We start from the raw sequence: 20835 nt of genomic DNA, 5'->3' as shown, positions 1-20835 counted from the left end.
TCATCTCTCGGTTGGGGTGGGGGGTGGCCGGACTTCGACCTGCTCGTCGGGCGGGGTCTGGGTCTGTGTCTTCTCTTCCTCGATGCGCCGCACCTCGGTGGTCAGGCCGGGGGCATCGAGCGGGAACGGCAGGACGGGCGCGATGATCGAGGTCGGGTCCTTGAAGCCCTTGGCCATCGAAATCAGGGCGCGGAATGGGCCGCGGATGGACACGTTGAGCTTGAGCGGAATCTTCTTGAAGAAGCCGCGGATGATCGACTGGGTCGTGGTCTGTCCGAGCGCGACGCCTTCGATGGTGAGGCGCGTCGTGAATTCACCGGCGAGGTCACCGTCGAGGCGGATGACCATCGAGCGGAAGCGAAGGTCGCGCAGGGCGTCGAACGCGATGCCGCCCATCATGCCGAGGTTCGCTTTGTTGATCTCACCATTGTAGGCGAGGCTTCCGCCCGGATCCTCGCTGTCGAGCCGTCCGCCGATGATCCGGCCGCCGTTCTCGTCGAAAATCATCGGCAGGACGCCGTCGAACTTGCCCGTCGCGTCGAGCCCGGCGAAGCCGAAGCTGTTCACGAAGGTTTTTGCGTCGAGGCCCTGGACCTCAAACGTCAGTCGCTTGGCGGTGGGCTTGCCGAAGTTGAGGATCGTCTCGTGGAGGATGAGGCGGCCGCCCATGAACGGCCATTCGCCCCGCTCCACCTTCACCAGCTGATCGGGCAGCAACTGATAGTGGATCACGCCATTCTCGACCAGGATGCCGGGGTTGATGGTGGCGATCGTCGCGGTCTGGCCCGGTGCGCTCACGAGGCCGAGCAGATCGGTGAAGTGGATCGTGCCCTTCAGACCCGTTACGGGACCGAACGGGGCTGCCAGGTCCATTCCGGCGGTCGAAAAATCGCCCGTCGAAGTGACTGCGCCCGATCCCGTCCAGTTGATCTGGCCGCGCCCGGTAAGGGTGCCTTGGACAAGAGCGATCACGCCTTCAGTGGCACGCGTCAGCTCTTCGGGCTGAAGACCTTCGCCGAACGTGATTCCCGGTACGTCGAGAATGGCACTGCCATTGCCGGACGCCAGCCGGTGATGGATGGTGACGTCGGTGATCTTGGTGCCGCTGTCCGGATGCACGAGCGTGCCGCCCGCGTCCAGATTGTTGCCCTTCATCGTCAGTTGGAAGTCGTTGCTCCGCAGCGGATAGAAGCGCGATTCCGGTGTCAGGTCGGACAGGGTCAGGGCGCCGTTCACAGCCAGATTGCTGTTCTGGAAGCGCCAGCGACCGTCGGCGTCGCTGACGAGGAGCTTGATGTCGCCAATGGTCGAACGGCCGCCGTTGAAGGTGCCGCTGATGCCATTCGCGGCGAAAGTGCCTTGGAGGCGCTTGGCGTCGAGCACGACCGGGGCTTCCGGCTTGCCAAGCTTGGCAGCCAGGTCGACGAACGAGAATTGCTTGTCGACGATCCGGCCGCTGCTGGCTGCGAGGCTGAGCGGCGACTTGCCGATATGCCCCTGGAGGCGTGGATTGTTGGTGACGCCGGCAATCCGCAGGGCGCCGTTCGCGGGCTTGGTCACGACCGCCGGTCCGATCGGGCAGACCGGCAGGCGGGTCGGCCCGAACTGGATTTCGTTCATCCGGAAGTACCGCCAGCTCGCGACGAGGCAGGCGTTTCCGACGGAAAACGCCCCATTCGGGCCGAGCCGGCCGTTTAGTGGCAAGCGGAAGGCCTTGACGCGGCCGTCAGGGAAGGGACCGTCCAGCGTGGCAGCGGTGGTGAACTCGGTCGCTCCGTTCGCTCTCGCCTGGAAGCGCATCGGATCGAGCGCGAGGCGCGACGCGCCGACCTGATACGGCTGGAAGCGCGCTTCACCGCTCATCGGTGCGCCGCTGCGTGGCTGGCGGAGAAGAATCTTCCCGGTCGGAAGGCCGCCGCCCGCCGTCTCGATGAGCCCGTCTATGCGCAGTCTCGACACCGGCCAGTAATAGGTGACACCGTCGCCTCCAGAGACGCGCACCCGTGCCCCGGTCGCGGCGTACACGTCGGCGGATTCGATCCGTGCCGCACCTCCGCCTGGGAAGTTGACCATGCGGATGCCGCCGCTCGCGTCGAAGTTGCTCGCGAAGCCGCCGACCGCCTTGCCCATGGCGGCAGCGATGGGGCCGAGCGGCGTGGAGCCCGCAGCGGCCAGCGGGCCCGTGACCGATGCGAGCATGGAGGGTGCGAGGTTCGCGTTGTTGGCATCGTATTTGCCGAGGAAGGCGAGCGTTCCGGCCGATGCGCCGAGCAGATAGCGGCCCTGGATGTGCGTACGTTCGGCGTAGATGGGGCCGAGGCGAGACTTCTGCGCAGCCGCGTCGATGCTTCCGAACGCGGTCTTTGGCGTGCCAGTGAAGCGCACGTTGCCGGTGAGCGCGGCAAGGCCGTTGGCCCCGGCGATCATGCGCTGTGTTGTGATGCGCGCGCTGCCGTCGAAGTTCGTCAAGCTCTCGCTGAAGCTGGCGTCGAGATCGAAGCGGGGCTGGTCCATCAGCAGGTTGCTGGCGGGGCATGTGAACCCTCGCGCGACCAGCGGGCCTTCGACCTGTGGACGGCGGGCAACGACGCGAACTGCGGCATAGGTCCGAAGCGCGGTGACCTGGCACTTGCCGAGAACGATTTTCTGGCTGACCGCCGCGACATTGCCCTTGAAGCCGCCCGAGAGATTGCCGTTGCCCGCGACCGCGAAGCCCAGGTCTCCGAAGGGCGTCTCAAGGCCGATGCTGCTGTCCGCGACGTCGAGGACGATGTTCGGAAGCGCGAAAGGCTTGTTCGAGGGCGGCGGCATCATCTTGCTGACGTCGCCCCACACGACGCGGTTGTTGATGAGTTTGCCCTTCAGGCGGACTCCGCGTGCGACGATGCGGTAGACGCTGACGTTCCCGGTAAGACCCCATCGCAACTGGATGAGCGCGTAACGCGCGACGAGGTCGGGATTCTTGGGATTGCCGATGACGAGGTTGCGCACTTCCTGAGTGCGCAATCCGACCTTGGTCAGCTCATAGGTCGCACGGACGCCGCGCTGCTCGAACTGATCGTGGAGGACTTCGCTGGCGATCGGGCGGCGCGCGATCCACAGGCCGATGATGGCGACGACGAAGAACAGCAGAAGCGCCACGAGGCCGATGACGACCACGCGTCGCCATCCGCGGGCGCGTATGACCACCCTTCGTTCGGAATCCCCCTCTTCCACACTCCACCTGTCAGCCATCGGGCTTAACTAACCCCCCCGATACGGAGCCGTTCCGTTCTCAGCACGAACGCCGTTGCATAGGGAAGGGCTTGTCGCCTAGCAGTCACGGCGGATGGGGGACTTTGCGAGTGACGCGTCAGGGCATCGCGCCCGCTTGCGGCGCCGCCTTTTCGAAGGCGGGCCAAAGGCTTTGCTCGACCATGAACTGGTCGAATATCTTCTCGCGCTGGCCATCCCGCGCCGCGACACGAAAGCGCAGGCGAAGAAGCTCATTGCGCAATTTGGCGGCATCGGTCCGCTCCTCGCTGCCGATGCCGAGACCTTGCAGCGCGAAGGCTTGAGCGAAGGCGTCGTCGCAGCGCTCAAGATCGCCGAAGCGACCGCGCTGAGGCTGCTGGAGACGCGGCTGGAGGGACGGCCAGTGCTTTCGAGCTGGGACGCTCTGGGCGATTATCTGACGGCGCAGATGGCGCACATCGCGGTCGAAGAAGTCCGCGTGCTGTTCCTGAACGCCAAGAACATGCTGCTGGCGAACGAGGCGATGTGGCGAGGCTCGGTCGATTCCGCCTCCATGCACGTCCGCGAGGTGATGAAACGCGCAATCGCCCACGGGGCGACGGCGATCATCATCGTCCACAATCACCCGAGTGGCGATCCGACGCCGAGCCAGGCCGACGTTCAGCTGACGCGGGAGCTTGTCGAAGCGGGGCGGCACATGAAGGTGGCAGTCCACGACCATGTGATCGTCGGTGCGCAGGGACGCTCGAGCCTCCGCGCAATGGGGCTAATGTAGCGGGCCTTCAGCCGATGGTGCGAACGCCTTCCTTCGGCCAGTCGTGATCCACATCGACGCCTTGCTCGGCCCACTCTTCGCGTGTCCAGCATTTGACGTGCTCGATGCGGCTTCCGGTAATGGCTTCAATATGCATGCAATATTTGGTCGACGGCGTTCCCGGGGGAGCGCCGGTGGCCGTTGGATCCTGACTCGCGGCATACAGCGGCGAGGCAAGCGCGATCATGCCGAGGGCGATAAGCGATTGCTTGAATGCCATGTCGTTTCTCCTTGGATGGCAACGCTGGCCCGCCCATCATACCCGTTGCTTTGACTTGGCGCGACCCGTCGGGCGAGCCGATGGAATTTGATGCATCGCGGCGGCTCTGCTAGCCGCCCCGCCCATGGTCCCCCGCTATTCCCGCCCCGAGATGACGGCCATCTGGTCGCCCGAAAACCGCTACCGCATCTGGTGGGCGATCGAAGTCTTCGCCGCCGAGGCGATGGGCAAGATCGGCATGATCCCGGCCGAGGACGCCGCGACCATCCGCAAGGCGTACGACGACGACGTCCTTTGTGAGATCGACGTTGCCGCGATCGACCAGATCGAGGCCGTCACCAAGCACGACGTGATCGCCTTCCTGACCTGGGCCGGGGAGAAGCTGGGGCCGGAGCGGCGCTGGCTGCACCAGGGTATGACGAGTTCGGACGTGCTGGACACGGCTCTGGCCGTCCAGCTGAAGCAGGCCGCCGAGCTCCTGATCGCCGATCTCGACGAACTCCTTGCGGCGCTGAAGCGGCGGGCGTTCGAGCACAAGAACACGCCGACGATCGGACGCAGCCATGGTATCCATGCGGAGCCGACCAGTTTCGGTCTGAAGCTGGCGCAGGCTTATGCCGAATTCGATCGCAACCGCACCCGGCTGATTGCCGCACGAGACGAGATCGCCACTTGCGCGATTTCCGGCGCGGTGGGGACGTTCGCCAACGTGCGGCCCGAGGTAGAGGCCCACGTCGCTGAGGAACTCGGCCTCAGCATCGAGCCGATTTCCACGCAGGTCATTCCGCGCGACCGCCATGCGATGTTCTTCGCGACCTTGGGCGTGATCGCATCGTCGATCGAGCGGCTCGCCACGGAAATCCGTCATCTGCAGCGCACCGAAGTTCTCGAGGCGGAGGAGTATTTCTCCCCCGGGCAGAAGGGCAGTTCGGCAATGCCGCACAAGCGCAATCCGGTCCTGACCGAGAACCTGACCGGCCTGGCGCGCGTCATCCGCAGTGCGGCGATCCCGGCGATGGAGAACGTCGCGCTCTGGCACGAGCGAGACATTTCACACTCGTCGGTCGAACGCTTCATCGGTCCGGACGCAACGATAACGCTCGATTTCGCGCTCTGCCGCCTGACGAGCGTCGTTCAGAAGCTGCTCGTCTACCCTGAACGGATGCAGAAGAATCTGGATCGCATGGGCGGGCTCATCCACTCGCAGCGGGTGCTTCTGGCGCTGACGCAGGCGGGGCTAAGCCGCGAGGATTCCTATGCGCTCGTTCAGCGCAACGCGATGAAGGTCTGGGAGTCGGATGGTCAGCTGTCGCTGCTCGACCTTCTGAAGAAGGATCCGGAAGTCACCGGCAAGCTCAGCACCGAGCAGCTCGATGGACTCTTCAACCTCGATTACCACCTGAAAGAGGTGGACACGATTTTCGACCGGGTATTCGGCGAGGCCTAACCGCCGATCGCGTCGCGGATCCGGCCAAAGAAGCTCTTGGCGGCCGGGCATTCGTCGCCGGTCTCGGTCGCCCGGAACTCCTCAAGAAGCTTCTTCTGCTCCTTGCTGAGCCTCGTCGGGGTCTCGACGAGAACGCGTGCAACCAGGTCGCCGCGCCCGCGGCCGTTGAGCACGCTCATGCCGGCGCCGCGATGACGAAGCTGCTCGCCTGACTGGATGCCGGACGGAATCTTTATTTCGACCGGCTGGCCATCGATGCCCGGCAGGCTGATCGATCCGCCGAGCGCCGCGGTCGTGAAGGTCACCGGGCACTCCGCGACTAAGGTCGTGCCTTCGCGCGCGTAGATGGCGTGCCGCTTCATGTGCACGAAAATGTAGAGGTCGCCGCTGGGTGCGTTGCGGACGCCGGACTCGCCTTCGCCTGCAACGCGGATGCGGGTGCCTTCGTCGACGCCGGCAGGAATCTTCACGGACAAGGTGCGACGCTTGAGCGCGCGGCCTTCACCCTCGCAGGAGTGGCACGGGTCGGCGATGACTTCGCCGCTGCCGCGGCACGTCGGGCAGCCCCGTTCCACCACGAAGAAGCCTTGCTGCGCGCGAACGCGCCCAGCGCCGCCGCAGGTGCCGCAAGTCCGTGCGCAGTCCGCGGTGTTGGTGCAGCCGCGACCTTCGCAAGTGTCGCATTCGGCGAGCGCTTCGATTGAGATATTGGCTTCGGTGCCTGCGAAGGCTTCTTCAAGGCTCAGCTCAAGGTCGTAGCGCAGATCGGCTCCGCGCGCGGGATTGGCCCGGGCGTTCTGCCGGTCGGCGAACTCGCCGAAGATAGAGGAAAAGATGTCGGAGAAGCTCTCGAAGCCGGCGCCGCCGAACGGATCGCCGCCTCCGCCATTCTGGAACGCCGCCTTGCCAAAGCGGTCGTATGCAGCCCGTTTCTGCGGGTCCTTCAGGCAGTCGTAAGCCTCGTTGATCGCCTTGAACTGCGCTTCCCGCTCGCTGCAGCCATTGTGCCGGTCAGGATGATGTTCCTTGGCGAGCTTGCGATAGGCGGCCTTGATAACTTCAGGGTCCGCCGTGCGCTGCACGCCGAGAACATCGTAATAATCCTGCTCCACCATTTACACGTCCCCGGTACGCACGATGAGTGCCGGCTGATCGAAACCAGCCGGCATCATCCTTAGCCCTTGTTCTCGTCGTCGACCTCGGAGAACTCCGCGTCGACGACTTCTTCGTCGGGTTGCGTCGAAGAGGTGCCTGCCTCAGCGCCCTCGGCGCCCTGGCCTTGCTCCTGCTGCGCCTTGTACATGGCCTCGCCGAGCTTCATTGCCGCCTGGGCCAGCGCATTGGTCTTCTGCGTCATCTGGTCGGCATCGCCGCTCTCGACGGCAGTCTTGGCTTCGGCAAGCGCAGTCTCGATCTCCGACTTCACCGACGCGTCGACCTTGTCGCCATGCTCCTGGAGCTGGCGCTCGGTCGTGTGGATGAGGCTTTCGGCCTGGTTCTTGGCCTCGGCCGAAGCACGACGCTTCTTGTCGTCCTCGGCGAACTGCTCCGCTTCCTTGACCATCTTCTCGATGTCGTTGTCGGACAGGCCGCCCGACGCCTGGATGCGGATCTGCTGTTCCTTGCCGGTACCCTTGTCCTTCGCCGTCACGTGAACGATGCCATTGGCGTCGATGTCGAAAGTGACCTCGATTTGCGGCACGCCGCGTGGGGCAGGGGGGATTCCGACGAGGTCGAACTGGCCGAGGATCTTGTTGTCCGCAGCCATCTCGCGCTCGCCCTGGAAGACGCGAATGGTCACCGCGTTCTGATTGTCCTCGGCGGTTGAGAAGACCTGGCTCTTCTTCGTCGGGATAGTCGTGTTGCGGTCGATCATCCGGGTGAACACGCCACCCAGCGTCTCGATGCCCAGCGACAGCGGCGTGACGTCGAGCAACAGCACGTCCTTGACGTCGCCCTGCAGAACGCCGGCCTGGATGGCGGCGCCCATGGCGACGACTTCGTCCGGGTTCACGCCGGTGTGCGGCTCACGCCCGAAGAACTCCTTCACCTTCTCGCGGACGCGCGGCATGCGCGTCATGCCGCCCACGAGAACGACGTCGGCGATGTCCTTCGTCTCGAGACCGGCGTCCTTCAGAGCCTTCTTGCACGGCTCGATGGTGCGCTCGATCAGGTCGTCGACCAGCTTCTCAAGGTCGGCGCGGGTGATCGTCTCCACGAGGTGGAGCGGCGTGGTCGCGCCGCCTTCCATGCGCGCGGTGATGAACGGCTGGTTGATCTCGGTCGACTGGGCCGAGGAGAGCTCAATCTTCGCCTTCTCGGCAGCTTCCTTCAGGCGCTGAAGCGCAAGACGGTCCGTGCGAAGGTCGATGTTTTCCTTCTGCTTGAACTTGTCCGCGAGGAAATTGACGATGCGGGCGTCGAAGTCCTCACCGCCGAGGAAGGTGTCGCCGTTGGTCGACTTCACCTCGAACACGCCGTCGCCGATTTCGAGGACGGAAATGTCGAAAGTGCCACCGCCAAGGTCGTAGACCGCGATCGTCTTGCCGTCGTCCTTCTCAAGGCCATAGGCGAGCGCGGCCGCGGTCGGCTCGTTGATGATGCGCAGGACTTCAAGACCCGCGATCTGGCCGGCGTCCTTCGTCGCCTGACGCTGCGCGTCGTTGAAGTATGCAGGAACGGTGATGACCGCCTGAGTGACCGTCTCGCCGAGATAAGCCTCCGCGGTTTCCTTCATCTTCTGCAGGATGAAGGCGGAGATTTGCGAGGGGCTGTAGTCCTTGCCGCCGGCGTGAACCCACGCGTCGCCATTCGCGCCCTTGACGATCTTGTAGGGCACCAGTTCGGTGTCCTTCTTCGTGATCGGGTCGTCGAATCGGCGTCCGATGAGGCGCTTCACGGCGAAAACGGTATTGTCTGGATTGGTGACGGCCTGGCGCTTGGCCGGCTGGCCGACCAGACGCTCTCCGTCCTTCGTGAAAGCGACGACCGACGGGGTCGTGCGGGCGCCTTCGCTGTTTTCGATGACCTTGGGCTTGCCGCCTTCCATTACGGCAACGCAGCTGTTGGTCGTGCCCAAGTCGATGCCAATGACCTTGGCCATATATAATCCCTCTCTTCAATGCCCCTCTTCGGCCCAGTGAGGCGGCCGAAGGTTGATTTCGCAGGCGATATAGGTGCCCTTAAGGCGACGACAAGGATTGCTATTGCAAGACTTGAGTGCGCCCGATTTTCTTCGCGTAACCGTGGCTGGGGGAAAGTTTGGAAAGATTGGCAAGCGGCAGCTGGCTTACCAGCGCCCGCGTACGGCGGATCGCGGGCCTTGCCGGGCTTGCGACCATGCTGACCATCTCCTGGCTGTTCCTCTCATCCACCGGCACCGTGGACTGGATGGGCCGGCCGCTGGGAACGGACTTTTCCAACGTCTGGACAGCGGGTTGGATGGCGCTTCACGGCCGCGCTTCCGAAGTATGGAGTTGGCAGGCCCATTTCCAGGTGCAGCAGGCCCTGCACGGGAGCCCCACCGTCGACCTGTTCGGCTGGCACTATCCGCCGCCCCTCCTGCTTGTCGCGGCCGGGCTGGCGACGCTTCCGTACGTGCACGCGCTCATCCTGTGGCAGCTCGCGACGCTGCTTCCCTTTGCATGGCTGATGCAGAGGCTGATTCCGGGCTGGGACGCACTCCTGCTCACCCTGGCGGCGCCGGTGGTGCTGATTTGCCTGACGCACGGTCATAACGGCTTCCTGACCGCATTCCTGCTCGCCGGCGGCCTCATGCTGCTGGAGCGGCGGCCGTTGCTGGCGGGAATCCTGTTCGGCTGCCTCATCTACAAGCCGCAGTTGGCTTTGGTGCTTCCGGTTCTGCTTCTCGCCGGCCGGCATTGGAGAGCGATCGCCGGAGCAGCGCTGTCGGCCGGAATCCTCATCGCAATCACCCTGGCCGCGTGGGGGTGGCCCGTCTGGCAGGCCTTCTTCGACAGCCTGCCGCTGACGCGCAGCGTCGTGATCGAGCAGGGCGCTACGGGCTTCCACAAGATCATGAGCCCCTTTGCCGCGGTCAGGTTGTGGGGCGGCGACATATCCACCGCTTACGCGGTGCAGCTCGTCTTCACGGTAGCCGCCATGGCAGTCGTTGGCTGGGTATCGTTTGCGCCGCAGCGGAAGGCACTCCGAAACGCCATAGTCTGCGCTGCCGTCGTGATTTCGACGCCCTACGTGCTCGATTACGACTTGGTTGTCTTGCTTCCAGCGCTCGCCTGGCTCTGGCTCGACGGCCGCGAGCACGGCTTCCAGCACTGGGACCGCACCTTGATGGGTCTCGTATGGATCGCGCCGCTGTTCGCCCGCTCCCTCGCGGAATTTGCGCTTGTGCCCCTGGGGATGATGACCGGATTGATCGTTGCTGCAATCGCCCTGAGGCGACTTACGGCATCGCCATTCCGCCATTTACGTGCAGCGTCTGCCCAGTGACGTAGCCGGCCTCGCGGCTGGCCAGATAGACGACCGCCGCGCCGATATCCTCGCCGGTGCCCATGGCACCCAGCGGAATGCGCGACAGGATGCTCTCGCGCTGCTGGTCATTGAGAGCGTCCGTCATCGCTGACGTCATGAAGCCGGGCGCGACCGCGTTGACGGTGATCCCGCGGCTGGCGAGCTCCTGGGCGACGGCCTTGCTCATGCCGATGAGTCCGGCCTTGGAGGCGACGTAGTTCGCCTGGCCCGGATTGCCCGTTACGCCGACGACGGACGTGACGGAGATGATCCGGCCGAAACGCGCCTTCATCATCGGCTTGGCGGCCGCGCGCATGAGGCGGAACGCAGCCTCGAGATTGACGCGGATGACGTCCTCGAACTCCTGGTCCTTCATGCGCATCAACAGATTGTCGCGCGTGACGCCGGCATTGTTGACGAGGATGTCGAGCCTTCCGCCGAGAGCCTCGACCGCCTGCGGCACGAGCTGGTCGACGTCGTCGCCGTCCGACAAATTGCAGGGAACGGCCACGTGATCGCCGCCCAGTCCAGCGCGGAAGGCCTCGAGCTTGTCGACGTTGCTGCCGGAGACGGCGAGCCGGGCACCTTGCGACGCGAGCGATTTCGCGATGGAGCTGCCAAGGCCGCCGGAAGCGCCCGTCACGAGCGCGGTCATGCCGGTCAAATCGAACATCATGCGATCTCCTTTGCGAGCGTCTCGACATCTTCGATGGAGACGACACTGGTAACCTTGGCATCGGGCGCGATGCGCTTGACCATGGGGCCGAGCACCTTGCCGCCGAGCTCGACGAATTCCTCGACGCCGGCGTCGAACATGTTGCCGATGCTCTCGCGCCAGCGGACCATCCCGGTCACCTGCTCGACGAGCAGGTTGCGGATCGTGTCCGGATCGCTTTCTGGCTGGGCGGTGACGTTGGCGAAAACGGGCACGGCGGGATCGTCGACGACGACATAGCTGAGCGCATCCTGCATTGCCTCGGCGGCAGGCTTCATCAGCGGACAGTGGAAAGGCGCGGAAACGGGCAAAGCGATGGCCCGCTTCGCGCCCATCTCCTTCGCGATCTCTATCGCCCTGTCGATGGCGGCCTTGTGCCCGGAAATGACGACCTGGCTCGGATCATTGTCGTTGGCGACAGTGCAGACTTCGCCTTGGGCTGCGGCGTCAGCAATCTTCTGCGCGAGCGCTAGATCCGCGCCTAGGAGCGCCGCCATTGCGCCTTGACCGACGGGCACGGCTTTCTGCATCGCCTGACCGCGCAGCTTCAGCAGCTTTGCCGTGGTCGCGAGGTCGAACGATCCGGCGGCGCACAGAGCGGAATATTCGCCGAGGCTGTGGCCCGCGACGAAGTTCGCTGCCTTGCGCAGATCGACGCCGCCTTCCTTCGTCAACGCCACGAAGACCGCGAGCGAGTTCGCCATGATCGCAGGCTGCGCATTTTCGGTCAGCTTCAGCTCCTCGTCTGGACCTTCGCGCATCAGGCGCGAGAGGTTCTGGCCGAGCGCCTCATCTACCTCACCGAACACGTCGCGAGCGGCGCGGCTCGCCTCCGCCAAAGCGGCGCCCATGCCGACCGCCTGGCTGCCTTGTCCCGGAAAAAGGAATGCGCGCATTTGTCCCGTCCTGTCTTGAAGGCCGCGCCGATTGCACAGGCATCGTGAAGCTGCAACACCTGTGCCCCGATGACTCAAGAGATACAGGCGCCTCCACGCCAAATCGGCTTCTGGACCTGTCTCGCCCTTGTCATCGGCAACACCATCGGAACCGGCATTTTCCTGATCCCGGCGGCGCTGGCGCCCTACGGCTGGAATGCCCTGTACGGCTGGGGGATCACCGTCGTCGGCGCCCTGAGCCTGGCCTATGTCTTCGCGGGTCTCGCCAAGCTGATGCCCGAAGCCGGCGGACCATTCGATTACATCACCAGCGCCTTCGGCCCGATGGCCGGTTTCTTCGTCATGTGGAGCTACTGGATCTCGCAGTGGGTAACCAACGCGGGGATCGGCATAGGTCTCGTGAGCTATCTGACGCCATTCGCTCCCCAATTCTTCGGCCAGCCCGAAGTCGGGCCCTTATCGGCGATCGTCATCGTGATCCTGATGACGGGCGTTGCTCTTCAGGGAGTTCGGGCCTCCGGGACCGTGCAGATTGCCACGACCTTCCTGAAGATCATCCCGCTTGCGGCCGTCATCCTGCTCGCCCTTTTCGTGTTCGGTAGCGGCGAGGGTGCTGCAGTGGCGGCAACGAACGTCGCGCCGACGCCCATCGGGCTCAGCGCCATCGCCGGTGCGGCCGCCTTGGCGCTTTGGCCCATGCAGGGCTTCGAGTCCGGAACGGTCCCCGCGGGCCGCGTGATCGATCCGGCGCGGACGATCGCGAGGGCGACCCTCATCGGCACCTTGCTCGTCGGTGTTCTCTACGTGCTGGTCACCCTGGCAGTGCTTCTCCTGCTCCCATCGGACGTCGCGGCGAAGTCGTCGGCGCCGCTGGCGGACCTGATGAGTAGTGTGATGGGCTCGGGCGCCGGCAAGCTCGTTGCCGCCTTCGCAGCGATCAGCGCTCTCGGCGCGCTCAACGGCTGGGTGCTGCTTCAGGCCGAGGTGCAGCTGGTCCTCGCCGAGCGCGGCGTGTTTCCGAAATTCTTCACCCGCGTGAACAAGAACGGGATGCCGGTCTATGCGCAGCTACTCGGCTGCACGCTCAGCGTCGCACTGATCGCCACCAATCTCAGCGGCGGGATGATCGAGATTTATTCGTTCATCGTCCTGCTCGCGACCGTCGCGACGCTTGTGCTCTACCTCGCCGGAGCGGTGACGATGCTTGCGCTGATCAAACGGGGGCAGGCGAAGGGAGCGCTCGTGACCGGCTGTGCTCTCATCGGCGCCGCCTACGCGATTTGGACTTTCTACGGAGCCGGTGGCGAAGCGACAGCCTGGGGCGCGGCGCTTCTGGCGACCGGCATTCCGGTCTACTTCCTGATGAGGCGGGTCCAGGCCCGCGCCTGAGTAAGGGTAAGCGTTTGTAGCGTCAGCGTCGTTCGAAACTGGCGGGGGCGGGACGATGACAGAACGCGACGACGGCAAGATGGGGATTTGGATGACCTCGGCCCTGGTGGTCGGAGGCATCATCGGGGCCGGCATCTTCATGCTTCCAGTGAGCCTCGCGCCGCTGGGACAGAATGCGCTGATTGCGTGGCCGATCAGCGGCGTGGGCATTCTCTGCATCGCGTTCGCGCTTGCGCAGATGTCCAGGCTCGGCGGAGACGGGATCCAGGCGAATATCGAACGTGAGTTCGGGCCGACGGTCGCGTTCCTCGTCGCCTGGTCTTTCTGGTTTTCGAACTGGGTCGCGGCGGCTTCCGTCGCCATTGGCGCCTCGGCCGCTCTTTCCTTCATCGGAGCCCCCTTCAACTCCACCCAGTCCGTCGTTCCTCTCGCGATTCTCTGCGTCGTGATCCTCACGGTCGTAAATGCGATGGGCGTGCGCGCGGCTGGCGGACTGTCGATCCTCACTGTCGCGATCAAGGTCCTGCCGCTTCTGGCGGTCATCTGGCTGTTCGCAGAGCGCGGGGCCGGCGCGACCAGGTTCGAACCCCTCGCGCCAATGCCGATCACATTCGCAAACCTCGCTGCCGCAACAGCACTCACGTTCTACACGCTTACCGGGTTCGAAAATGCCACTGCACCGGTCGGAAAGGTCCGGGACGCCGAGCGCACCCTTCCGCGCGCCATCTTTCGAGGGACGATCTTCGTCGTCCTCCTCTACATGCTTGCGGGTACGGCTATCTTGCTGCTGCTTCCAGCGGGCACGATCGTCAGCTCGCCGGCACCCTATGCCGATGTCCTGGTATCGCGATGGGGAATTGTCGCCGCTTCTCTTGCCGCGCTCGCGATCGCAATCAGCGCGTTCGGCTGCCTCAACGGATTGATCCTCGGGACCGGCGAGCTGACCTATTCCTTAGCGTTGCGAGGCGACCTTCCGGCATCGCTGGCGAAAACCAGGGGCGCCGGGACGCCCGTCAACGCTCAGATTCTCGTCGCCGTTTTGACGATCCTCCTGCTTCTCGCGAACAGCAGCAAGGCGACCGCAAGCCTTTTCACGTTCATCATCTTGCTCTCGGCGGCGGGCATTCTGCCCCTCTACGGCGTTGGAGCTCTGGCCGCGTGGAGAGCGAGTCCCACGCCAGGCGCTCGGATCGTGTGCGCTGTCGCGCTGCTGTTCGTCCTGTTCGCTGCTTATGGGGTTGGCCTTGAGGCCAATCTGTGGGGCCTTGTCCTCTTAGCAGCCGGCTTGATGATCCGCCTCGCCATGCACCGCCTCAATTCGCGTGCCGGCTCCATCCCGCTGGAGGCGGCGATTCCTGCCGCGACTCCGGGATCATCCGCCTGAGCTTCTTGGCGAAGCTGCGCAGGCAGACCTCGCTCGTTCCCAGTGGTCCCGCGACGTAGGTCGGCGACTGCATGCCCAGTTGGACGCGGGTGATCAGCTCCGTGTCTTCCGCGTTCACGCGGCGGTTGATGCGCCAGTTGAGGTAGCGAACCGCCTTCATCTCGCGGCGCCCGTCCGGCAGGCCATAGCTGATCTCGCGGATCACGGACTCCGTCGCGCTAATCGGCAGGAACTGCATGAAGTCGACCTGGTCCGGGTAGATGTCGAACGCGACGTTCGGGAAGAGCTTGTAATAGAGCCACTTGCGCTGGTGGCTCTCCGGCAGGTGATCCACCCTCGGCAGATGGTGCTGGTAGACGCGCTCGGACGGATTGGCCGAGACCTTCTCGACAAGGTCGCCTTCCATCTTGTCGACCCACTCCTGCGCCTCAATGCGGTAGCTGCGGCCGAACAGGCGGGTGAGACCGGGGTGGCCGACCGGAATGTGCAGGTGGTCGGAATAATTGTCCGAGATCGTCTTCCAGTTGAGCGCGCGGGGCCGGAGGCGGACCTGCTGAAGCGCCCGAAGCTCCTCGAACCGGTACGGCTCAATCTCATTTTCGTACGGCGCCATGACCTCGGCGACCGACGGCACTCCGGGTTCGAGCGTGACGAACAGGAAGCCGCGCCAATTCTCCAGCGACACCGGGAACAGGCTGAGCTTCTCCGTCTGGAGTCCGGGATATTCCTGGCGATGGGGCACGCCGACCAGCCGTCCGTCCCGGGAGTAGCTCCACGCATGGTAGGGGCAGGTCAGGACCTTCGAGCAGCCGGCCTCGCCATCGACCAGCCGCGAGCCGCGGTGGCGGCAGACGTTCGAAAAGGCGCGGATCTCACGGTCGTCGCCGCGCATGACGATGATGCTCTCGCCAAGATACTCGAGCGTGCGCCAATCGCCGGGATTAGGGATCTCGCTTTCGTGGCAGACGACCTGCGGCGAGGCACGGAGGAAGGCGCGCTTTTCGGCCTCGAAGAACTCCTGGTCATAATAAAGCCATCCGGGGAGGCTCATGTCCTCCAGCGGGTCCTTCGTGGGCTCGATCGATTTCAGCTGCGTCGCCATGGTCTGCACTTGCCATTTCGGGGCATTTGCGGCAATGGGCGCCGCGATGGGGTGCAGGCTTGGCCTGTGCCCCAGTTGTTTTTGGAAGACAGCCGGAGGGGCGTCCGCATTGGGCGGCGTCAGCGATCGGCCAAAAGAGAGACGAAGAAACATGCCGCTCTACGAGCATGTTTTCCTCGCGCGTCAGGACTTGGCCCAGGCCCAGGTCGATGCGCTGGCGGAAAACGCTACCAAGATTCTCGAGGACAACGGCGGGAAGGTAGTCAAGACGGAGACCTGGGGTCTTCGCAACCTGGCTTACCGCATCGCCAAGAACCGCAAGGCGCACTACGTCGCCCTCGACATCGACGCTCCGGCCCCGGCGATCGCTGAGCTCGAGCGCCAGACCAACATCAACGAGGACGTGATCCGCTTCCTCACCATTCGCGTGGACGAGCATGAGAGCGGCCCGTCCGCGATGATGCGCCGTGGCGAGCGCGACCGCGGTCCGCGCGGCGATGGCGACCGTGGCGGTTTCGGCCGCGACCGTGGCGACCGTGGCGACCGTGGCGACCGCGCTCCCCGCAACGAAGAACTGGAGGCCTAAGCGATGGCACGTGCATTCTTCCGCCGCCGCAAGAGCTGCCCGTTCTCCGGCAAGGACGCCCCCAAGATCGACTACAAGGATGTCCGCCTGCTCCAGGGCTTCATGTCCGAGCGTGGTAAGATCGTCCCCAGCCGCATCACCGCGGTTTCCACCAAGAAGCAGCGCGAGCTGGCGAAGGCGATCAAGCGCGCCCGCCACATCGGCCTGCTTCCCTACGTCGTGAAGTAAGGAGAGGACGACATGGAAGTCATCCTGCTCGAGCGCGTCGAGAAGCTTGGCGGCATCGGCGATGTCGTGAACGTCAAGAACGGTTTCGCGCGCAACTATTTGCTGCCGAACAAGAAGGCGCTCCGCGCCAACGAAGCCAACCGCAAGGTCTTCGAAGCCAACCGCGCGAAGATCGAGGCCGACAACGCCGAGCGCCGCTCGGATGCCGAGAAGGCCGCCAAGGGCGTCGACGGCAAGACGGTTCAGCTGATCCGTCAGGCTTCGAACACCGGCCAGCTCTACGGTTCGGTTTCGGCCCGCGACATCGTCGAGGCTCTCGAGGCCGACGGCGCGAAGGTCACCAAGAGCCAGATCGTTCTCGATCGTCCGATCAAGAACATCGGCGTTCACGACGTGAAGGTCGCGCTGCACCCGGAAGTCGCCATCACGGTGAAGGTCAACGTCGCGCGTTCGCCGGAAGAGGCGGACCTGCAGGCGCAGGGCGTCGACGTCCTCGCCCAGATGTTCGAGGAAGAGGCTGCTCCGGCGGCTGAGGACCTCGCTCCGGAGGCTCCGGCCGAGGAGGCTGCTGCCGCTCCCGCCGATGCGGGCGAGCCGGCCGCGGAGACCGAGACGGCCGAAGAAGAACAGTAAGCTCTTTCGACTGCTGAAGAATTGGGACCGTCGGAGCGATCCGGCGGTCCTTTCTTTTGCCCGAACTTCGCTTCGTCGCGGAAACGATCTTCGGCGCGTCCGTTCGTCGCAATCGCGGCCCACGGCACGGAACGGCAGTGGCTTCATCCTTGTTCTGGCAGAGAGAGCAAGCGGGGCGACGTGTAGGAGTAACGACCCATGGAGAGTGAACGCGAACAGACCCGCGATCAGAACGAAGGCAGCGGACAGCAGCAGCCTCTCGGCCAGCAGAACGACAATCAGACGGGTCAATCGAACCAGCAGCAGTTCGGCCAGTCCGGGCAGCAGCAGGCGACCGGGCAGGGCGGCCAGCAGCCGCTCGATCAGCAGGGCGACTTCGGCTCGCAGGAGCCGGGCCTCAGCAACCAGGGCCAGCAGGAATATGGCCAGAGCGGCGGACAGTCCGCCACGGGCCAGAGCCAGGACAGCGATACGCAGACGCTGAACCAGGACGAGCAGGAAGGCCTCGGCGGCGGTGCTTCGGACCTTGGCGGCGGTGAAACCGGCGAGGGCTCAAGCGGTTTCGTCGGACGCCAGAGCAAGGATTCGAGCGAATGCCTGCAGCAGCAGGGCAATCCGCAATCCGGCTTCGCGGAGCAGGGCCGTGGCGCGTCCAACGAGAGCGCGCAGGATTCGGATAGCGGCGACAGCGACATCGACGGATCGAACGGCAGCATCTGACGCTCGACCGATCGTGAAGGCGTCGCGCCCGTGCCCTGGGTGCGGCGCCTTCTTTAAATGCTACCGAATAGCTTCCTGGCCGCGACGATTGACGTGCCCCGCGCATCCATTCCGAACGGCGGCTGCGGGTCTCCGCCCGGTGACAGCTTCGACAATAGCTCATCGTGCAGCGCGCAGGTCTGCGTTGAGACGTTCACGTCCAGGTCGCGCTTGAGGACATTCCGCATCTGACGGAATCGCGTCTGGATTCCCGCCGGATGACCGGCCTGGAACTCCGCCCGCATGGCCAGCCTTAGCCAGTCCTCATTGTAGGGATCGATCTGCTCCATGCGGTCGATCAATTGCAACGCGCCGGACTCGTCTCCGTGCTTCAACTTCGCTTCGGCCTTCCGGGAAAGGTCGCTCCATTCCCGGCTGCCCTGCTTCGTTCTTTCACGCCGCAGCCACTCGTCGAATTCGGGCGTGATTCCGTCGAGGTCGCCGAACAGCACTTCGTCTCCCGAAAGATGCTCCGGATCGTGGATCTGCACAGTCCTGCTGGATAGCCAGGCGTGCTGCTGGTCGGTCGCGATCAACAGGGGCGCCGCCCGGCGGATCTCGAGAAACGACTGGCGCAGGCTGCCGCGTGCTTGCGACTCCGGCCGGTCCGGCCAGAGGAGCTCGATCAGTCGATCGCGGCTGACATGTTCGTCGAGGTGGGCCGCCAGATAGGCGATGATCGCCCGAGCCTTGCGTCCCCGAGGCCCGACATCCAGCCCGTCGGCGCGCTTCAGCGCGAAGCTGCCACGGCATTCGAGATGCCAGAAGCGCACGCGCGGTCTCAGTTCGACCAGGTCTGCCAAAGTTGCCATTTCTATCTTCCCGCCGAGCCGGAAAGGGCACGCGAGCGACTGGATTTACGGGGCATGTAACACGGAGCGACCGAGTCGGGCAGTCAACGAAAGATATTTAGTGAGCCGGAGGGGAGGCGTGGCTTCACGCCTCCCCTCGGCGAGCGATCGTCACCTGCCGCTGATGACCAGGCTTGCAGTTGCCAAGGTTGCGCCGTTGGCTCTCTCGGCTATCGCGCGGTTCATCTGCGTCATCCCGCTGTCGAGTGCGGTCGAATAGCAATGACGCCGTGCCGCCTCGAACTTCACCTGCTCCTTGCTGCTGTCGAGGCAGATATCCTCGGCGGCTGAGCGGATCCGGTGGACCAGGCGGTCCTGACCGGCTTTGGAGCTAATGTTCAGGTCCGCATAGCTGACGACCTGAAACGGCGCAGTTCCGCCCGTTACGACGACGGGAGGCTGAGCAAAAGCGTTGCTGGAGGCAAACAACAGCGACCCCAAAAGGAGGACCGATTTTCTCATTTTCCCACTCCCGTCTCTTCGCTCAAAGTTGATCCGGGCGTCCCCCGGACCGTCAGCGGGAAGTACGTAGTGGGCGTCACATCCGCGTCAGTTTGCCGTTAAAAACGCGTTAAATCGGTTTTAATCTCGTTAAACCAAGTTAGGCCGCAGTGCGCTCCAGCAGGGCCGCTTCCTTCTCGATGAATGGCCGGAAGCTCGGCCGGGCAAGGATGCTTTCCGTATAGGCCCGCGTGCGCGGATGCCGCTCCGAATCGAGCTCGACGTTGAGGTGGAAGAAGTTTGCAAACGGGCTCGCCACGGCAAGATCGGCAAGCGTGAGCGCGTCCCCAACCAGGTAACCGCCGGGATCGGGAACGACCTTTTCCAGATAGTCGAGGATCGGCGGCAGTTCGTCCCTCAGCGCCGTCTCCGCGGCGCTTTCATCTCCCGGCTGGCCGAGGAAGCGCGGCGCGACGATTCGGTTGAAGAAGACCTTCGCACCGCAGGCGACGAGGATGGTGTCGGCAAATTCGTCGTACCAGATCGTCCGACCACGCGCCTCCGGCTCCGCGGGAATGAGAGGGCGATCGGGATACTTCGCCTCGAGGTAGTGGCAGATCGCGGTCGAATCGCAGAGTCGATAGTCGCCGTCCTGAAACGCCGGCATCTTGCGGAAGGGGCTTGCCGCGCAGAAGTCCGGATCGGGGCTGCCGAGGCCCGTCGGCTTGATCTCGAACTCCAGGCCTTTTTCCGACGCGAAGGCGGCCGTCTTGCGAACATAGGGCGATAGCGTCGAGCCGAAGATAATCATGACGAGTTGCCTCCCGGTGAGCGGTGAGCCGCGGAAAGGTCCGCCGGCTCACCCGTTCTTTCTCCATTAGCATGGGAGACAGATGATGCGCAGCAACAGCGGGCGCGACGAAGCCCGAAATAACATGCACGACCCGACCATCCGGGACCGCAACGAGGATCGCGATGTGAAGAAGAGCGCGATGCACGGGCGTACTACTGAAATGGGATCTTCGGCCCGCAAGCGCGGCCAGAAGGGCCACAGCGGCCACCGCTAGTCTTCAGCGAATGCGGTAATAATCCGCGACCCGGTCCAGCGCGAGCGTGAGCACCAGCTTGCCCGCTCGCGCTGGCCATCCCAGCGCCGTCTCCGCCTCACGCATCCCTTCACCCGAGCAGACCACTCGCCAGAGGATATCGGCAAGACCGGAGCCCGCATGGGCTATTGCCTCGTCGAACCGCCGCTTCGCATCGATCTGGGTGCCCGAGACGTCGATCCCCCTCGACGCGCCTCCGCGCTGGCTGCTGATCGGAGCGGCGTCCCAGGCCATGGTAATGCGCGGGGCGAGCTGGGCTCGCTCCCAGTCCGACCGCAGCCGCTCGCCCGCATCGAATTGCCGAAGCGTCACGAGACCCCGCGCGAAGAGCCAACCCAGGGGCGACTCCGCCAAGTTGACCGTAACCGACCGCGAGGGGCGGCGCCCACGCTTGCTCTTCGGGGCTTCGTCGCAGTCGAGCGCGCGTTCTTCCAATAATCGTCCGTCCCGCAGCTGAGCCAAATTAGTCCTCCCGTCCGAGTCGGGCGGGGCTTGCCACAGCGGCGAATCTGTAGGACAGAAGAAAAACCATATTGGTT

General features: G+C 64.4%; 21 protein-coding genes. 10 read left to right on the top strand and 11 right to left on the bottom strand.

The features are described from left to right. The gene (locus LZ016_RS06170) at positions 1-3234 is read right to left on the bottom strand and encodes an intermembrane phospholipid transport protein YdbH family protein (RefSeq protein ID WP_241446517.1); all 3234 of its coding nucleotides are present in this window, start codon (positions 3232-3234) and stop codon (positions 1-3) included. Positions 3235-3328: 94 nt separating this feature from the next. Between LZ016_RS06170 and radC the strand changes: the two genes are divergently transcribed. Continuing rightward, positions 3329-4009: a RadC family protein gene (radC, locus tag LZ016_RS06165; RefSeq protein ID WP_241446516.1), complete on the top strand. Its 681-nt coding sequence runs from the start codon at positions 3329-3331 to the stop codon at positions 4007-4009. A 7-nt stretch (positions 4010-4016) separates the two neighbouring features. On the opposite strand, the gene LZ016_RS06160 is transcribed toward radC, so the two are convergent. After that, complete coding sequence (locus tag LZ016_RS06160; RefSeq protein ID WP_241446515.1) at positions 4017-4268, bottom strand: hypothetical protein; 252 nt, start codon at positions 4266-4268, stop codon at positions 4017-4019. 124 nt (positions 4269-4392) lie between these two features. Here LZ016_RS06160 and purB point away from each other — a divergent pair, with 124 nt between their 5' ends. After that, on the top strand, positions 4393-5715 hold the full coding sequence (gene purB / locus LZ016_RS06155) for an adenylosuccinate lyase (protein ID WP_241446514.1): 1323 nt from the start codon (positions 4393-4395) through the stop codon (positions 5713-5715). On the opposite strand, the gene dnaJ is transcribed toward purB, so the two are convergent. Next, complete coding sequence (dnaJ, locus tag LZ016_RS06150; protein ID WP_241446513.1) at positions 5712-6830, bottom strand: molecular chaperone DnaJ; 1119 nt, start codon at positions 6828-6830, stop codon at positions 5712-5714. The two genes, purB and dnaJ, sit on opposite strands and share 4 nt — an antisense overlap. 59 nt (positions 6831-6889) lie before the next feature. Continuing rightward, on the bottom strand, positions 6890-8818 hold the full coding sequence (gene dnaK / locus LZ016_RS06145; RefSeq protein WP_241446512.1) for a molecular chaperone DnaK: 1929 nt from the start codon (positions 8816-8818) through the stop codon (positions 6890-6892). Between the two features lie 158 nt (positions 8819-8976). Here dnaK and LZ016_RS06140 point away from each other — a divergent pair, with 158 nt between their 5' ends. Beyond that, a complete protein-coding gene (locus LZ016_RS06140; protein WP_241446510.1) occupies positions 8977-10185 on the top strand; it encodes a glycosyltransferase family 87 protein in 1209 nt (402 codons plus the stop codon). Here the strand turns inward: LZ016_RS06140 and fabG are convergent. Together fabG and fabD are read right to left on the bottom strand one after the other, a co-directional pair. Then, a complete protein-coding gene (gene fabG, locus LZ016_RS06135; protein WP_241447465.1) occupies positions 10139-10879 on the bottom strand; it encodes a 3-oxoacyl-[acyl-carrier-protein] reductase in 741 nt (246 codons plus the stop codon). The two genes, LZ016_RS06140 and fabG, sit on opposite strands and share 47 nt — an antisense overlap. After that, entirely contained in the window at positions 10879-11817 is a 939-nt protein-coding gene (fabD, locus tag LZ016_RS06130) for an ACP S-malonyltransferase (protein ID WP_241446509.1), read from the bottom strand. Before fabD ends, fabG begins: the two co-directional genes overlap by 1 nt. A 69-nt stretch (positions 11818-11886) precedes the next feature. On the opposite strand from fabD, the gene LZ016_RS06125 reads away from it, so the two are divergent. Beyond that, the gene (locus tag LZ016_RS06125; RefSeq protein WP_241446508.1) at positions 11887-13206 is read left to right on the top strand and encodes an amino acid permease; all 1320 of its coding nucleotides are present in this window, start codon (positions 11887-11889) and stop codon (positions 13204-13206) included. Positions 13207-13261: 55 nt separating this feature from the next. Then, positions 13262-14590, top strand: a complete 1329-nt coding sequence (locus LZ016_RS06120) for an APC family permease (protein WP_241446507.1) — start codon at positions 13262-13264, stop codon at positions 14588-14590. On the opposite strand, the gene LZ016_RS06115 is transcribed toward LZ016_RS06120, so the two are convergent. Further along, on the bottom strand, positions 14520-15692 hold the full coding sequence (locus LZ016_RS06115) for an aromatic ring-hydroxylating oxygenase subunit alpha (RefSeq protein WP_241446506.1): 1173 nt from the start codon (positions 15690-15692) through the stop codon (positions 14520-14522). The genes LZ016_RS06120 and LZ016_RS06115 overlap by 71 nt on opposite strands. Positions 15693-15843: 151 nt before the next feature. Here LZ016_RS06115 and rpsF point away from each other — a divergent pair, with 151 nt between their 5' ends. From rpsF to LZ016_RS06095, 4 genes are all read left to right on the top strand, one after another. Next, entirely contained in the window at positions 15844-16278 is a 435-nt protein-coding gene (rpsF, locus tag LZ016_RS06110) for a 30S ribosomal protein S6 (RefSeq protein ID WP_241446505.1), read from the top strand. Positions 16279-16281: 3 nt separating this feature from the next. Next, positions 16282-16506 carry a 30S ribosomal protein S18 gene (gene rpsR, locus LZ016_RS06105; protein WP_241446504.1) on the top strand — a complete coding sequence of 75 codons (225 nt, stop codon included), beginning with the start codon at positions 16282-16284 and terminating at the stop codon, positions 16504-16506. A gap of 12 nt (positions 16507-16518) precedes the next feature. Further along, a complete protein-coding gene (gene rplI / locus LZ016_RS06100; RefSeq protein WP_241446502.1) occupies positions 16519-17139 on the top strand; it encodes a 50S ribosomal protein L9 in 621 nt (206 codons plus the stop codon). Positions 17140-17337: 198 nt separating this feature from the next. Then, positions 17338-17859: a hypothetical protein gene (locus LZ016_RS06095; RefSeq protein WP_241446500.1), complete on the top strand. Its 522-nt coding sequence runs from the start codon at positions 17338-17340 to the stop codon at positions 17857-17859. Between the two features lie 53 nt (positions 17860-17912). Here LZ016_RS06095 and LZ016_RS06090 read toward each other — a convergent pair whose 3' ends face one another. From LZ016_RS06090 to LZ016_RS06080, 3 genes are all read right to left on the bottom strand, one after another. Further along, on the bottom strand, positions 17913-18710 hold the full coding sequence (locus LZ016_RS06090) for an AfsR/SARP family transcriptional regulator (protein ID WP_241446498.1): 798 nt from the start codon (positions 18708-18710) through the stop codon (positions 17913-17915). 150 nt (positions 18711-18860) lie between these two features. Further along, positions 18861-19211: a UrcA family protein gene (locus tag LZ016_RS06085; RefSeq protein WP_241446496.1), complete on the bottom strand. Its 351-nt coding sequence runs from the start codon at positions 19209-19211 to the stop codon at positions 18861-18863. Positions 19212-19350: 139 nt separating this feature from the next. Continuing rightward, the gene (locus LZ016_RS06080) at positions 19351-20001 is read right to left on the bottom strand and encodes a glutathione S-transferase family protein (RefSeq protein ID WP_241446495.1); all 651 of its coding nucleotides are present in this window, start codon (positions 19999-20001) and stop codon (positions 19351-19353) included. 85 nt (positions 20002-20086) lie between these two features. On the opposite strand from LZ016_RS06080, the gene LZ016_RS06075 reads away from it, so the two are divergent. Further along, complete coding sequence (locus tag LZ016_RS06075; protein ID WP_241446494.1) at positions 20087-20257, top strand: hypothetical protein; 171 nt, start codon at positions 20087-20089, stop codon at positions 20255-20257. A gap of 3 nt (positions 20258-20260) precedes the next feature. On the opposite strand, the gene LZ016_RS06070 is transcribed toward LZ016_RS06075, so the two are convergent. After that, positions 20261-20749, bottom strand: a complete 489-nt coding sequence (locus LZ016_RS06070; protein WP_436286360.1) for a DUF6456 domain-containing protein — start codon at positions 20747-20749, stop codon at positions 20261-20263. Between the last annotated feature and the right edge of the window lie 86 nt (positions 20750-20835).

It is taken from the genome of Sphingomonas telluris (assembly GCF_022568775.1).
GTDB classification, from domain to species: domain Bacteria; phylum Pseudomonadota; class Alphaproteobacteria; order Sphingomonadales; family Sphingomonadaceae; genus Sphingomicrobium; species Sphingomicrobium telluris.
Note: the sequence above shows the minus strand (reverse complement) of the source record. Positions and strands in the feature narration are given on the sequence as shown.

Excerpts from the sequence above, each read along its gene's own strand:
- LZ016_RS06095 (WP_241446500.1), top strand. The coding sequence starts at position 17,338 with ATGGAGAGTGAACGCGAACAGACCCGCGATCAGAACGAAGGCAGCGGA.
- LZ016_RS06170 (WP_241446517.1), bottom strand. The coding sequence starts at position 3,234 with ATGGCTGACAGGTGGAGTGTGGAAGAGGGGGATTCCGAACGAAGGGTG.
- rpsF (WP_241446505.1), top strand. The coding sequence starts at position 15,844 with ATGCCGCTCTACGAGCATGTTTTCCTCGCGCGTCAGGACTTGGCCCAG.
- LZ016_RS06090 (WP_241446498.1), bottom strand. The coding sequence starts at position 18,710 with ATGGCAACTTTGGCAGACCTGGTCGAACTGAGACCGCGCGTGCGCTTC.
- rpsR (WP_241446504.1), top strand. The coding sequence starts at position 16,282 with ATGGCACGTGCATTCTTCCGCCGCCGCAAGAGCTGCCCGTTCTCCGGC.
- fabG (WP_241447465.1), bottom strand. The coding sequence starts at position 10,879 with ATGTTCGATTTGACCGGCATGACCGCGCTCGTGACGGGCGCTTCCGGC.
- LZ016_RS06075 (WP_241446494.1), top strand. The coding sequence starts at position 20,087 with ATGCGCAGCAACAGCGGGCGCGACGAAGCCCGAAATAACATGCACGAC.
- dnaK (WP_241446512.1), bottom strand. The coding sequence starts at position 8,818 with ATGGCCAAGGTCATTGGCATCGACTTGGGCACGACCAACAGCTGCGTT.
- LZ016_RS06160 (WP_241446515.1), bottom strand. The coding sequence starts at position 4,268 with ATGGCATTCAAGCAATCGCTTATCGCCCTCGGCATGATCGCGCTTGCC.
- fabD (WP_241446509.1), bottom strand. The coding sequence starts at position 11,817 with ATGCGCGCATTCCTTTTTCCGGGACAAGGCAGCCAGGCGGTCGGCATG.
- LZ016_RS06080 (WP_241446495.1), bottom strand. The coding sequence starts at position 20,001 with ATGATTATCTTCGGCTCGACGCTATCGCCCTATGTTCGCAAGACGGCC.
- LZ016_RS06120 (WP_241446507.1), top strand. The coding sequence starts at position 13,262 with ATGACAGAACGCGACGACGGCAAGATGGGGATTTGGATGACCTCGGCC.
- dnaJ (WP_241446513.1), bottom strand. The coding sequence starts at position 6,830 with ATGGTGGAGCAGGATTATTACGATGTTCTCGGCGTGCAGCGCACGGCG.
- purB (WP_241446514.1), top strand. The coding sequence starts at position 4,393 with ATGGTCCCCCGCTATTCCCGCCCCGAGATGACGGCCATCTGGTCGCCC.
- LZ016_RS06115 (WP_241446506.1), bottom strand. The coding sequence starts at position 15,692 with ATGGCGACGCAGCTGAAATCGATCGAGCCCACGAAGGACCCGCTGGAG.
- LZ016_RS06125 (WP_241446508.1), top strand. The coding sequence starts at position 11,887 with ATGACTCAAGAGATACAGGCGCCTCCACGCCAAATCGGCTTCTGGACC.
- rplI (WP_241446502.1), top strand. The coding sequence starts at position 16,519 with ATGGAAGTCATCCTGCTCGAGCGCGTCGAGAAGCTTGGCGGCATCGGC.
- LZ016_RS06085 (WP_241446496.1), bottom strand. The coding sequence starts at position 19,211 with ATGAGAAAATCGGTCCTCCTTTTGGGGTCGCTGTTGTTTGCCTCCAGC.
- radC (WP_241446516.1), top strand. The coding sequence starts at position 3,329 with ATGGGGGACTTTGCGAGTGACGCGTCAGGGCATCGCGCCCGCTTGCGG.